The 13,072-nt window shown below is 74.0% G+C and carries 10 protein-coding genes; 7 read left to right on the forward strand and 3 right to left on the reverse strand.

Features of this window, described 5'->3' with window-relative positions:
* Positions 1-45: 45 nt before the first annotated feature.
* Positions 46-3,444, forward strand: coding sequence for a pyruvate carboxylase (locus N866_RS06300; RefSeq protein WP_034224227.1), 3,399 nt, complete (start codon positions 46-48; stop codon positions 3,442-3,444).
* Positions 3,445-3,493: 49 nt separating this feature from the next.
* On the opposite strand, the gene N866_RS06305 is transcribed toward N866_RS06300, so the two are convergent.
* Positions 3,494-3,784, reverse strand: coding sequence for a hypothetical protein (locus tag N866_RS06305; protein WP_155855227.1), 291 nt, complete (start codon positions 3,782-3,784; stop codon positions 3,494-3,496).
* Between the two features lie 57 nt (positions 3,785-3,841).
* On the opposite strand from N866_RS06305, the gene N866_RS06310 reads away from it, so the two are divergent.
* Both N866_RS06310 and N866_RS06315 read left to right on the forward strand, forming a co-directional pair.
* Positions 3,842-4,441 (forward strand): GNAT family N-acetyltransferase, encoded by a 600-nt coding sequence (locus N866_RS06310; protein ID WP_052022477.1) that lies wholly within the window; start codon positions 3,842-3,844, stop codon positions 4,439-4,441.
* 126 nt (positions 4,442-4,567) lie between these two features.
* Positions 4,568-4,915, forward strand: coding sequence for a hypothetical protein (locus N866_RS06315; RefSeq protein ID WP_155855228.1), 348 nt, complete (start codon positions 4,568-4,570; stop codon positions 4,913-4,915).
* A 94-nt stretch (positions 4,916-5,009) separates the two neighbouring features.
* Here the strand turns inward: N866_RS06315 and N866_RS06320 are convergent, their stop codons facing one another.
* Positions 5,010-7,394: an ATP-binding cassette domain-containing protein gene (locus N866_RS06320; RefSeq protein ID WP_052022478.1), complete on the reverse strand. Its 2,385-nt coding sequence runs from the start codon at positions 7,392-7,394 to the stop codon at positions 5,010-5,012.
* Between the two features lie 163 nt (positions 7,395-7,557).
* Here N866_RS06320 and N866_RS06325 point away from each other — a divergent pair, with 163 nt between their 5' ends.
* From N866_RS06325 to N866_RS06340, 4 genes are all read left to right on the forward strand, one after another.
* On the forward strand, positions 7,558-7,881 hold the full coding sequence (locus N866_RS06325; RefSeq protein ID WP_155855229.1) for a hypothetical protein: 324 nt from the start codon (positions 7,558-7,560) through the stop codon (positions 7,879-7,881).
* Between the two features lie 114 nt (positions 7,882-7,995).
* On the forward strand, positions 7,996-9,270 hold the full coding sequence (locus N866_RS06330) for an MFS transporter (RefSeq protein ID WP_155855230.1): 1,275 nt from the start codon (positions 7,996-7,998) through the stop codon (positions 9,268-9,270).
* Positions 9,271-9,370: 100 nt separating this feature from the next.
* Complete coding sequence (locus N866_RS06335; protein WP_052022479.1) at positions 9,371-11,431, forward strand: ABC transporter ATP-binding protein; 2,061 nt, start codon at positions 9,371-9,373, stop codon at positions 11,429-11,431.
* 358 nt (positions 11,432-11,789) lie between these two features.
* On the forward strand, positions 11,790-12,134 hold the full coding sequence (locus N866_RS06340; protein ID WP_034224234.1) for an RNA polymerase-binding protein RbpA: 345 nt from the start codon (positions 11,790-11,792) through the stop codon (positions 12,132-12,134).
* A gap of 109 nt (positions 12,135-12,243) precedes the next feature.
* On the opposite strand, the gene N866_RS06345 is transcribed toward N866_RS06340, so the two are convergent.
* Positions 12,244-12,999 (reverse strand): polyprenol monophosphomannose synthase, encoded by a 756-nt coding sequence (locus tag N866_RS06345; RefSeq protein WP_034224262.1) that lies wholly within the window; start codon positions 12,997-12,999, stop codon positions 12,244-12,246.
* Positions 13,000-13,072: the final 73 nt, after the last annotated feature.

A 13,072-nucleotide genomic window follows, 5' to 3' on the forward strand; every position in this document is an offset into this window, starting at 1 on the left:
ACCGGCTACGGTGCTCCCACCCCCGTAACGAACGTGAGGTGAGCTGTGTTCTCGAAGGTGCTCGTGGCCAACCGGGCCGAGATCGCCGTCCGCGGATTCCGCGCCGCGTTCGAGCTGGGCGCGCGGACCGTGGCCGTCTTCCCGCACGAGGACCGCAACTCGGAGCACCGGCTCAAGGCGGACGAGGCCTACCCGATCGGGGAGCCCGGGCACCCCGTGCGCGCGTACCTCGACGTGCAGGAGATCGTCCGCGTCGCGCAGGAGTGCGGTGCGGACGCCGTGTACCCGGGCTACGGCTTCCTGTCGGAGAACCCCGACCTCGCCCGTGCGTGCCAGGCCGCGGGGATCACGTTCATCGGCCCGCCGCCGGAGGTCCTCGAGCTGGCCGGCAACAAGGTCCGGGCGCTCAAGGCCGCCCGCGAGGCCGGCATCCCCGTCCTGGCGTCGACGGAGCCGTCGGCGGACGTGGACGAGCTCGTGGCCGCGGCGGCCGAGATCGGCTTCCCGGTGTTCGTCAAGGCCGTCGCCGGTGGGGGCGGCCGCGGCATGCGGCGCGTGGACACGCCCGACCAGCTCCCGGACTCGCTGCGCGCGGCGATGCGCGAGGCGGAGAGCGCGTTCGGCGACCCGACCGTCTTCATCGAGCAGGCCGTGCTGCGCCCCCGTCACATCGAGGTCCAGGTGCTCGCCGACGCCACCGGCGAGGTCGTGCACCTCTTCGAGCGGGACTGCTCCCTCCAGCGCCGCCACCAGAAGGTCATCGAGATCGCTCCGGCGCCGAACCTGGACCCGGCCATCCGGGACGCGCTGTGCCGCGACGCCGTCGCCTTCGCGCGGAGCATCGGTTATGTCAACGCCGGCACGGTCGAGTTCCTCGTCGACACGGCGGGGGAGCGGGCCGGGCAGCACGTCTTCATCGAGATGAACCCGCGCATCCAGGTCGAGCACACGGTGACCGAGGAGGTCACGGACGTCGACCTCGTCCAGGCGCAGATGCGCATCGCGTCGGGGGAGACGCTCGCGGACCTGGGCCTCGCGCAGGAGTCCATCCGGGTCAACGGCTTCGCACTGCAGAGCCGCATCACCACCGAGGACCCGGCCAACGGCTTCCGGCCGGACACCGGCCGGATCATCGCGTACCGATCGCCCGGCGGCGCCGGCGTGCGTCTCGATGGCGCGAGCGCCGCGGCCGGCGCGGAGATCTCGGGCCACTTCGACTCGATGCTCGTCAAGCTCACCTGCCGCGGCCGCGACTTCCCGACGGCGGTGCGGCGCGCGCGGCGGGCCCTGGCGGAGTTCCGGATCCGGGGCGTCCGGACGAACATCCCCTTCCTGCGCGCCGTGCTCGACGACGCGGAGTTCCTCGCGGGGGACATCGCGACGTCCTTCATCGAGGAGCGCCCCGAGCTGCTCGCCGCGAAGGAGAGCGCCGACCGCGGGACCCGGCTCCTGGCCTTCCTCGGTGACGTGACCGTCAACCGCCCGCACGGCGCGGCCCCCAGCGCGCTCGAGCCGCGGGCGAAGCTGCCGGTGATCGACCTGGCGGCGCCCGCGCCCGACGGCAGCCGGCAGCGCCTCCTCGAGCTCGGACCGGAGGGCTTCGCCCGGGCGCTGCGCGAGCAGACGGCCGTGGCCGTCACGGACACCACCTTCCGCGACGCCCACCAGTCGCTCCTGGCGACCCGGGTGCGCACCTACGACCTCGTGGCCGTCGCGCCGCACGTCGCGCGGATGACCAGCGGGCTGCTGAGCGTCGAGGCCTGGGGTGGTGCCACGTACGACGTCGCGCTGCGGTTCCTCGGCGAGGACCCGTGGGAGCGGCTCGCGGCGCTGCGCGAGGCGCTGCCCAACGTGGCGCTCCAGATGCTGCTGCGCGGTCGCAACACCGTGGGCTACACGCCCTACCCGACCGAGGTGACCCAGGCGTTCGTGGCCGAGGCCGCGAGCACCGGCATCGACGTGTTCCGGATCTTCGACGCGCTCAACGACGTCGCCCAGATGGCGCCCGCCATCGAGGCGGTTCGCGAGACCGGCACCGCGCTGGCCGAGGTCGCCCTCTGCTACACGGGCAACCTCACCGACCCGGCCGAGGACCTCTACACCCTCGACTACTACCTGCGGCTCGCCGACCGGATCGTCGAGGCGGGCGCGCACGTGCTCGCCATCAAGGACATGGCCGGCCTGCTGCGTCCCGCGGCCGCCCGCACGCTGGTCACGGCCCTGCGCGAGCGGTTCGACCTCCCCGTGCACCTGCACTCCCACGACACCGCCGGCGGCCAGCTCGCCACGCTGCTCGCGGCTGTCGACGCGGGCGTGGACGCGGTCGACGCCGCCAGCGCCGCGATGGCCGGCACGACGTCGCAGCCGCCGCTGTCCGCCCTCGTGGCGGCCCTGGAGCACACCGAGCGGGACACCGGGCTCAGCCTGCGTGCCGTGTGCGACCTCGAGCCCTACTGGGAGGCCGTGCGTCGGCTCTACGCGCCGTTCGAGTCGGGCCTGCCCGGGCCGACGGGCCGGGTGTACGACCACGAGATCCCCGGCGGGCAGCTGTCCAACCTGCGCCAGCAGGCGATCGCCCTCGGCCTCGGCGACCGGTTCGAGGCCATCGAGGAGATGTACGCCTCCGCGGACCGTCTCCTCGGCCGCCTGGTGAAGGTGACGCCCTCCAGCAAGGTCGTGGGGGACCTGGCGCTCCACCTCGTCGCGCGCGGGGCGGACCCGGCGCACTTCGCCGAGGCGCCGCAGGAGTTTGACATCCCGGACTCGGTCATCGGCTTCCTGCGCGGCGAGCTGGGCGACCCGCCCGGTGGCTGGCCGGAGCCGTTCCGGACCCGCGCCCTCGCGGGACGCAACGCGCGGCGCGAGATGGTCCGGCTCACGGACGAGGACCGGGCCGACCTGGCCGCGGACCCGAAGACGCGTCGGGACCGTCTCAACCACCTGCTGTTCCCCGGCCCGACCAAGGACTTCGAGCAGGTCCGCACCACCTACGGCGACGTGAGCGTCCTGGACACGCACCGCTACCTGTACGGGATGGAGTCGGCCACCGAGGTCGAGGTCACCCTGGACAAGGGCGTGCGGCTGCTCGTGGGCATGGAGGCCGTCGGCCAGCCGGATGAGCGCGGGATGCGGACGGTCATGTTCACCCTCAACGGCCAGCTGCGGCCCATGCAGGTGCGCGACCGGTCCGTCGAGGTGGACCAGGAGACCGCCGAGAAGGCGGACCCCGGGGTCCCGGGGCACATCGCCGCACCGTTCGCCGGCGCTGTCAGCCCGGTGGTCCAGGAGGGCCAGAAGGTCGAGGTGGGCCAGGTCGTCGCGACCATCGAGGCGATGAAGATGGAGGCGTCCATCACCACGCCGGTCGCCGGGACCGTCCAGCGGCTGGCCATCGGTGCCGTGCAGCAGCTCGAGGGCGGCGACCTGGTGCTCGTCGTCTCCTGACGCGGGTCGCCGGGGGAGGGGACCGGCCGCCGGTGGCGGTGGTCGGTCCTCAGCCGCGGCGGCGGTACGCCGAGAGCACCAGCCACGCCCCGACGACCACGATGGCGGCGCCCACGGCGGCGAGGACCCAGTTCCACACCGTGGCCTCGCCGGAGGTCAGCACCGGCCACTGGTAGCCGACGACGACCCCGCCGAGCACGGCCCGGAAGGTCCCGGTCCACCACCAGCGCTCGTGCACCGGGGGAGCGGCGGGGGCGTCCTCGGGCGTCGTGGCGCCGGGCTCGTCGGGGGTGGCCCCGGCCCGCTGGTCGGCGCCGGGCAGGTCGTCGCGATCGGTCATGCGCACAGCGTGGCAGACCCCGCCGCGGACGTGCGTCCGACCTGGCAGGCTGGGCGTGTGCACGCGCAGCCGCTGACCGAGGACGACTGGGCGTGCCTCGCGCAGCTGCGGCTCGCCGCGGTCCACGCCGACCCGGAGGTGTTCGGCTGGGCGCTCCCGCGGGAGGGCGGGTTCTCCGAGCGTCACTGGCGGCTGCGGCTACGGGGTGCCTCGTGGTGGGCGGCGGTCACGGACCCCGACGTCGGGCCGGACGCCGTCGTCGGTCCGGATGCCGCTGTCGCGCGGGTCGACGGAGCGGGAGGCGCACCGGGCGCGGCCGTCGGTCTGCTGTCGCTCATGCGCGAACCCGGCGCGCCGGAGACCGAGCTGCACCTCATGGCGCTGTGGGTGGCACCGGAGCACCGTCGGCGCGGCGCCGCACGCGCGCTGGTCCAGGCGGCGGCTGTCGCCGCAGGTGCCGCCGGGGCGGACCGGGTCACGACCTGGGCGCACGAGGCCCCGGACGTCGACGGGCTGCTCCGGGCGTGCGGCTTCCGGCAGACCGGTGAGCGCGTGGCCGCACCGCGGGACCCGTCCCGGGCAGAGGTCCGCTGGGAGCGTCAGCTCGGAGGGGAGCCCAGGGGACTCGTGCAGCCGCGGCCGCCGCAAGAGGATTGACATAATGTCACTTATCGGCGAAGCGGGGCCGAGGCGGTGTGCGGTCGCACTCGCTCCTGGATGCCCGGCTCAGAGCGCTGCTGCCCGACGGCCCCGCTTCGTCGGAACAGGCCTCTGATGCGGCCCGTGCCGACCGACCTCGTCGCGTACCGTCGCGCCCGTCGCGTCGCGCGTGTGGCGACGCTCGTCGTCGTCCTGGTGGTCGTCGACCTGACGATCGCCACGGTGCAGCAGCTCGTCGGCCCCGGCGGCGTCAACCCGTTCGGGACGCTCAGCTTCCTGCTGCTCGCCGGTGCGGTCGCCGGCGGGTTCGTGGTCCTGAGCCGTCTGTGGCGTCGGTCGTACCGCCTGCGACCCGTCACGCTGTCGACGAGCCCGACCGTCGGCGAGCTCTACGGCATGCCGGAGCTCGACGCGCCGCCTCGCCCGCACCGCGGCCTGAACGGGCAGGACCCTCCGCCGTCCCGGTGGTGACGCTCGGCGGGACGCCCGGCTGACCGGGCTCACCGGAGCACCGCCGCCGCCACCCCGGTCGAACGCCGGTTCGACAGTCGGTTCCGCTCGCCGGTCAGCGCGCGACGTAGGTGGCGAGGTGCTCCCCCGTCAGCGTCGACCTCGCGGCCACCAGGTCCGCGGGCGTGCCCTCGAAGACGACGCGCCCGCCGTCGTGCCCGGCGCCGGGTCCCAGGTCGATGATCCAGTCCGCGTGCGCCATGACCGCCTGGTGGTGCTCGATGACGACGACGCTCGTCCCGCCGTCGACGAGCCGGTCCAGCAGCCCGAGCAGCTGCTCGACGTTAGCGAGGTGCAGACCCGTCGTCGGCTCGTCCAGGACGTAGACGCCGCCCTGCGCGGCCATGTGAGTGGCCAGCTTGAGCCGCTGGCGCTCGCCCCCGGACAACGTCGTGAGCGGCTGACCGAGCGTGAGGTAGCCCAGGCCGACGTCGGCGAGCCGGCGGAGCACCGCGTGGGCGGCCGGGGTGCGCGCGTCGCCGTCGGCGAAGAACGTCTCCGCCTCCGTCACCGGCATCGCCAGCACCTCGCTGATGTCGCGGCCGCCCAGGTGGTACTCGAGCACCGAGGCGCTGAACCGGCGGCCCTCGCACTCCTCGCACGTCGACGCGACCGTGGCCATGACCCCCAGGTCGGTGTAGATCACCCCCGCGCCGTTGCAGACCGGGCAGGCGCCCTCGGAGTTGGCGCTGAACAGCGCCGGCTTGACGCCGTTGGCCTTCGCGAACGCCTTGCGGATCGGCTCCAGCAGACCCGTGTAGGTCGCGGGGTTGCTGCGCCGCGACCCGCGGATCGCCGCCTGGTCGACCGTGACGACGCCGTCCCGACCGGAGACCGACCCGTGGACGAGCGAGCTCTTGCCGGACCCGGCCACCCCCGTGACCACGACGAGCACCCCGAGCGGGATGTCCACGTCGACGTCCCGCAGGTTGTTGGTGCTCGCTCCGCGCACCTCCAGGCGGCCCGACGGCGTCCGTACCGCGGGCTTCAGGGCAGCGCGGTCGTCCAGGTGCCGACCGGTGAGCGTGCCGCTGCTCCGCAGCCCGGCGACGGTGCCCTGGTAGACCACCTCTCCCCCGGCGGTGCCCGCCCCGGGACCCAGGTCGACGACGTGGTCCGCGACGGCGATGACCTCCGGCTTGTGCTCGACGACGAGCACGGTGTTGCCCTTGTCGCGCAGGCGTCGCAGCAGGTCGTTCATCCGCTGGATGTCGTGCGGGTGCAGGCCGATCGTCGGCTCGTCGAAGACGTACGTGACGTCCGTGAGCGCCGAGCCGAGGTGTCGGATCATCTTCGTCCGCTGCGCCTCGCCGCCGGAGAGCGTGCCGGACGGGCGCTCCAGGGACAGGTACCCCAGGCCGATCTCGACGAACGAGTCCAGGTGGTGCCGCAGCGCCCCGAGGAGGGGCGCGACCGACGGCTCGTCGAGGTCGCGCACCCAGGCGGCCAGGTCGGTGATCTGCATCCGGCACGCGTCGGCGATGCTCACGCCGTGGATCGTGGCGGACCGTGCCGCGGCCGTGAGGCGGGTGCCCTCGCACTCCGGGCAGGTGGTGAACGTCACCGCGCGCTCCACGAACGCCCGGACGTGCGGCTGCAGGGTGTCCACGTCCTTGGACAGGAACGACTTCTGGATCCGCGGGACGAGTCCCTCGTAGGTGAGGTTGACCCCCTCGACCTTGACCTTGCGGGGCTCGCCGTGGAGGAACTCCTGGCGCTGGCGGGCCGTGAACCGGTCGATCGGCACGTCCGCCGGGACGACGGCGCCGAAGATCCGCCCGTACCAGCCGTCGGCGCTGTACCCCGGCACGGTGATCGCGCCCTCGAGGATCGACCGCGTGCCGTCGTACAGCTGCGTCAGGTCGATGTCGCTCACCGAGCCCATGCCCTCGCAGCGTGGGCACATGCCGCCCGTGATGGAGAACTCGCGCTTCTCGGCCTTGGTCGCGTCACCCTTGTCGACCTTGAGCTGCCCGACGCCCGTGGCGGACGCGACGTTGAAGGAGAACGCCTGCGGCCCGCCGACGTGCGGTGTCCCGAGCCGGCTGAACAGGATCCGCAGCAGCGCGTTGACGTCCGTCGCGGTGCCGACCGTGGACCGGGCGTTCGCGCCCATGCGCTCCTGGTCCACGACGATCGCCGTGGTGAGGCCGTCGAGGAGGTCCACGTCGGGCCGTGCGAGCGACGGCATGAAGCCCTGGAGGAACGCGCTGTAGGTCTCGTTGATCATCCGCTGCGACTCCGCGGCGATCGTGTCGAAGACCAGCGAGCTCTTCCCCGAGCCCGAGACGCCCGTGAACACCGTGAGGCGCCGCTTGGGGATCTCCACCGCGACGTCCTTGAGGTTGTTCTCCCGCGCCCCGTGCACCCTGATCAGGTCATGGCTGTCCGCCGGGTGCACCGGCGGGGTCGAGCCGGTGGCCGTGTCGTCCTCGATCATGGGTCTCCCCTGCTCTTGTCGTGCGGTCGGGTGAATCTCGGCAGCAGCGTCGCCGGTCTGGGCCGATCGTCCTACTCTGGACATATCGGACATTCCGGCACCCTGCACGTCGCACGTCCGCCGGGGCCCGACACGACAACGACGTCAACCTCGGGAGGATCCCATGTCTCGTCTCACCACGTCACTGGCGATCGGAGCGATGGCGGGCCTGGCCCTGACGGGCCTCGCCGCGCCGGCGGCCGCCAAGTCCGCGGTCCAGCCGGAGACCCACAAGGCCGCCTACTGGGAGGCCTACTGGGCCGGTGAAGGCCTCGACGTGACCTGCGAGAAGATGGAGTACGGCGACGGCATGAAGCTGGCCGAGCTCGACGGTGCCTACTGGATGTACCTGAAGGCCGGTCAGGCCTACGAGGAGTCCAGGGTCGACGTCACCATGGACAAGGACGTCAGCTTCGTCATCCGCTGCTACGGGGGGCCGAGGAGCTGATCTGAGCGAGGGCTCACCGAGGGCCTCGGCGCCGGGCGCCGGGGCCCTCGGGTGCTGCTCCCGAACGGACCGTGCGGGCTCGGCCGGCCCGACGCGCAGCGCACAATGGTCCCCGTGCCGGCGCTCCTCATGGACCTCACCCCCCTGCGGGTGAGCGTCCCGTACCGGCGCATGTGGTTCGGGACCTCCCTCTCGGGCATCGGCACCGCCCTGACCACGGTCGTCGTCGGGCTCCAGGTCTACGAGATCACGGGTTCGACCGCCAGCGTCGGCCTGGTCGGGCTGTTCGGGCTCGTCCCGCTGGTGCTCCTCGGCCTGTACGGCGGCGTCGTCGTCGACGCGCACGACCGGCGCGCCGTCATCCTCCTCACGGCCGGCGGGCTGACCGTCGTCGCGGTCGCCCTGACCGCGCAGGCGTTCGCCGACCTGCAGGACGTCCGGGTGCTCTACGCCCTCGTGGCGGTGCAGAACGGCCTCTTCGCGATCAACTCGCCCGCGCGATCCGCCGTCGTCCCCCGGCTCGTCGGGCTGCACCTGCTGCCGGCGGCGAACGCCCTGTCGAGCCTGTCGTTCGGCGTGGCCATGACGATCGGCCCGCTCCTGGCGGGCGTGCTCGTCGGCTGGGCCGGGTACGGCTGGGCGTACGGGGTGGAGGTCGTCCTCCTCGTGCTCGCGCTCCTGAGCCTGCGGGCGCTGCCCGCCCTGCCGCCCGACGGCGACGTCCGACGCGCGGGTCTCCGCTCCGTCCTGGAGGGCCTGCGATTCCTCACCGACCGGCCCACGGTGCGCGGGACGTTCCTCGTCGACCTGGCGGCGATGGTGCTCGCGATGCCACGCGTCCTCTTCCCCGCCATCGGCGTCGTGCTCATCGGGGGTGGTGCGCGCACCGTCGGCGTCCTCACGGCCGGGATCGCGGTCGGCTCCGTCCTCGCCGGCATCCTGTCCGGGCCGCTCGGCCGCGTCCGGCGGCAGGGCCTCGCCGTCGTCGTCGCCGTGCTCGGCTGGGCGCTGGCGGTGGCGGCCTTCGGCGTGGTCGTCGCCCTCTCCCCCGCCCCCGGCCCCGACGGCGGCGCCACGGCCGCGCTGTGGCCCGCTGCGGCGTGCATGGTGCTGGCCGGCGCCGCCGACACGATCAGCTCGATCTTCCGCTCGACGATCCTCCAGGCCGCCACGCCCGACGTGCTCCGGGGCCGGCTGCAGGGCATCTTCATCGTCGTCGTGGCGGGCGGTCCGCGGCTGGGCGACGTCGTGCTGGGCACCGTCGCCGAGCTCACGGACGAGGCCCGGGCGGCGATCCTCGGCGGGGTCGCGTGCGTCGTCGCCGTCGCGCTGTTCGCCGTCCTGCAGCCTGGCTTCCGGCGTTACGACGCGCTGCACCCGACGCCCTGAGAGCCCCAGCGCCCCGTCACGCCCTCAGCGGACGCCGCACCGCCGGGCGGGCCCGCTGAGGCACCCTGGTCGGGCCCACCCCTTGATCCCAGGAGCACCGATGCCCCCTCCGGCCACGCCCCTGGCCCCACCCGCCGACGCGACCGACGGCGCGCTCCTGCGCCGGATCGGCGCGCTGCTCGCCCCGCACCGCGGCCGGCTCGTGCTCGTGGCCGTCACGATCGTCGTCGGGGCGGCGCTGGGCATCACCGTGCCCTTCCTCACGCAGGCGGTGTTCGACCGGGCGCTGTTCCCGGTGGACGGGTCGCCGGTCGACCTGCGCCTGCTCGGGGTGCTGGTGGGCGCCATGGTGGTGGCGCCACTGCTGGGAGCCGCCGTCGGCGTCCTGCAGACGTGGCTGACGACCACCATCGGCAACCGCGCCATGGCCGACCTGCGAGGACGCCTCTTCGAGCACCTCGAGCGCATGGAGCTGGCGTTCTTCACGGCCACCCGGACCGGGTCGATCCAGTCGCGGCTCGCGAACGACGTCGGGGGCGTCCGGTCCGTGCTCACGACCACCGCCGCCAGCATCCTGTCCAACGCGGTGACGGTCATCGCCTCCCTCGTCGCGATGCTCCTCCTGTCGTGGCAGCTCACCGTGGTGGCCGTGGCGCTGCTCCCGGTGTTCGTCGTGCTGCAGCGCCGGGTCGGTGCCCGCCGGCAGGTGCTCGCGCGGCGCGCGCAGGAGTCGCTGTCGGACATGACGAGCATCACGGAGGAGGCATTGAGCGTCTCCGGCGTGCTCCTGGCCAAGGTGTTCAACCGCTCCGACGCCGAGGTCGCCCGCTACCGCGAGGAGAACGAGCGCCAGGTCGACCTCCAGGTCCGGCTCGCGATGGCGGGGCAGGGCTTCTTCGGCGTCGTCACGGCGTTCCTCGCCGTCACCCCGGCGCTGGTGTACCTGGCGGCCGGCTTCATGATCACGGGCGGCTCGCCCGTGTCCGCCGGCACGCTCGTGGCGTTCTCGACCCTCCAGGCGCGGCTGCTGATGCCGGTCATCGCCCTGATGAGGGTGGCCCTGGACGTGCAGACCTCCCTCGCCCTGTTCCGCCGCATCTTCGAGTACCTCGACCTCGTCCCCGCGATCCAGGACCGGCCCGACGCGGCGGTGCTGGACCCCGGCAGCGTGCGCGGTGCCGTGGAGCTCGAGGACGTCTGGTTCGCCTACCCCGCTCCCCCGCGGCTCACCACGCCGGACCCGGTCCCGGCCCGGGGCGGGGGCCGGGGTGCGGGAGGCGGCGGGACGGGGGCCCACGGGGCCCTGATGGCCTACGGTGCCGCCCCCGGCTCCTTCGGTGGCCGTCCCGCCCCGGCGCCGCCGTCGCGCGCCGAGCCGACCGCGATCCCGGACGTCGCGCCCGCGCGGCAGCCGTGGGTCGTCCGCGGCGTCTCGTTCCGCATCGAGCCCGGCCAGGTGGCCGCGCTCGTGGGGCCCTCGGGCGCCGGCAAGACGACGCTGACGCACCTGGTCCCCCGGCTGTACGACGTGGACCGCGGTGCCGTGCGGGTGGACGGCAGGGACGTCCGGGACCTCACGCTCGGCTCGCTCGCCGACGCCATCGGCGTGGTCACGCAGGACCCGTACCTCTTCCACGCCAGCATCGCGGACAACCTCCGCTACGCCCGCCCGGACGCCGACGACGACGCCCTCGAGCGCGCCGCCCGCGCCGCGAACATCCACGACCGGGTCATGGCCTTCCCCGACGGGTACGCGACCACCGTGGGCGAGCGCGGCTACCGGCTCTCGGGCGGGGAGAAGCAGCGCCTCGCGATCGCACGGGTGCTGCTCAAGGACCCCCGGGTCCTCGTGCTCGACGAGGCGACGTCGGCCCTCGACACCGCCTCGGAGCGGCTGGTGCAGCAGGCGCTCACCACCGTCATGGCCGGGCGGACGACCATCGCGATCGCGCACCGGCTCTCGACGATCCGGCACGCCGACGTCATCCTCGTGGTCGACGAGGGGCGCGTCGTCGAGCACGGCACGCACGACGAGCTCGTGGCCCGGGGCGGCCTGTACGCCCGGCTGCACGCCGAGCAGTTCGGCGGCGGCAGCGTGGAGGCCCGGTTCGCCGACGGGGTGATGTTCACCGACGGGGTGGTGCTCCCCCGGCGTCCGTGACCGTGCCGCCCGTCGGCCGCCCGTCCGCCGGTCGCCGCCCGTCCGCCGGTCGCCCCGCCCGGTCTCTGCTGCCGGCTGAGAGGACGCCCAGAGTCGCGGCGTCCCCGCGGGCGTGAGCGGTTGCGGTCGGCCGCTGGTCACGGGACGGTGGTCTCGGTACGGCCCCGTCGGCCGGTCCGGGGCACGAGCCCCGGCGGACGACGCGCACGACGTCTGCTGCCCCGCTGTGAGCGTTCACGAGACCTTCACCGCGGGCCGGAACAGATCGCCATGACGCGGCGTTGGGCCAGTTGGACATCCACGCACGGTCGACCTGCACCTCGGGCCGCCGTCCCAGCCGCCAGAACGGAGGCCTCACATGGCTGACCGATCCCTGCGGGGAATGCGCATCGGCGCCAACAGCATGGAGTCGGAGGACGGCGTCGAGTTCGCGCCGCGACTGCAGGCATTCTACGACTGCCCGAACGGTCACCAGATCGTGCTCCCCTTCTCGACCGAGGCCGACGTGCCCGTGGTCTGGGAGTGCCGGTGCGGCGAGGAGGCCCTCCTGCGGGACGCCAGCAAGCCGGAGCCGAAGGCGGGCAAGCCCCAGCGCACCCACTGGGACATGCTCCTCGAGCGCCGCACCGTCGGCGAGCTGGAGGACCTGCTGGCAGAGCGCCTCGAGCTGCTGCGCGCGGGCAAGCTGCGTCGCTCCGCCTGACCGCGAGGCCCTCACGGGCCGTCACCGACGCCTGACGTCACGGCCGTCACCTCCCGGTGGCGGCCGTCGTCATGTCGCCGGGTCACCGCACGGCTCCGGCGGGCCACCGTCAGGTCGGGCTGGACCGCCCGAGCCGTCGCACGGTCGTCGCGGCCGCCCGCGCCTGCCGCTCCAGGCCCCAGAGCGTGACGCGGACGAGGGCCTCCCGGACGATCGCCCGGCTCATCTTGCTGCGCCCCTCCGAGCGCTCGACGAACGTGATCGGCACCTCGAGCACCGTGCCGCCCGTGCGGACCACCCGCCAGGCCATGTCCACCTGGAAGCAGTAGCCCTGCGATGCGACGTCGGCCAGCGGCAGCCCGGCCAGGACGTCGGCGCGGAACGCCCGGAAGCCGGCCGTCGCGTCGTGCACGGGCATCCCGAGCGCCAGCCTCGTGTAGGTGTTGCCGGCCCGCGAGAGCAGCTCCCGGTGGCGCGGCCAGTGGACGACCCGCCCCCCGGGCACCCACCGGGAGCCGATCACGAGGGCCGGGTCCTGGGGACCGTCCAGGGCGGCCAGCAGGGTGGGCAGCTCCTCCGGCTGGTGCGACCCGTCGGCGTCCATCTCGACGACCACGCGCGCGCCGCGCTCGAGCGCCCAGCCGAAGCCCGCCACGTACGCGGAGCCCAGACCCTGCTTGCCGGCCCGGTGCAGCACGTCGACCGCCGGGTCGTCGGCGGCGAGGGCGTCGGCGATCCGCCCCGTCCCGTCCGGGCTGCCGTCGTCGACGACGAGCACGTGCGCCTCGGGCACCGCGGCCCGGAGGCGGGCGAGCGTCGTCGGCAGCGTGGTCGCCTCGTCGTAGGTCGGCACGACGACGACCACGCCGCCCGCGACCGGCCACCGCCCGGCCGGGTCGGCCGGGACGGGATCCTGCCCGCTCACCGTGCGGCGGCCG

The organism is Actinotalea ferrariae CF5-4, assembly GCF_000603945.1.
GTDB classification, from domain to species: domain Bacteria; phylum Actinomycetota; class Actinomycetes; order Actinomycetales; family Cellulomonadaceae; genus Actinotalea; species Actinotalea ferrariae.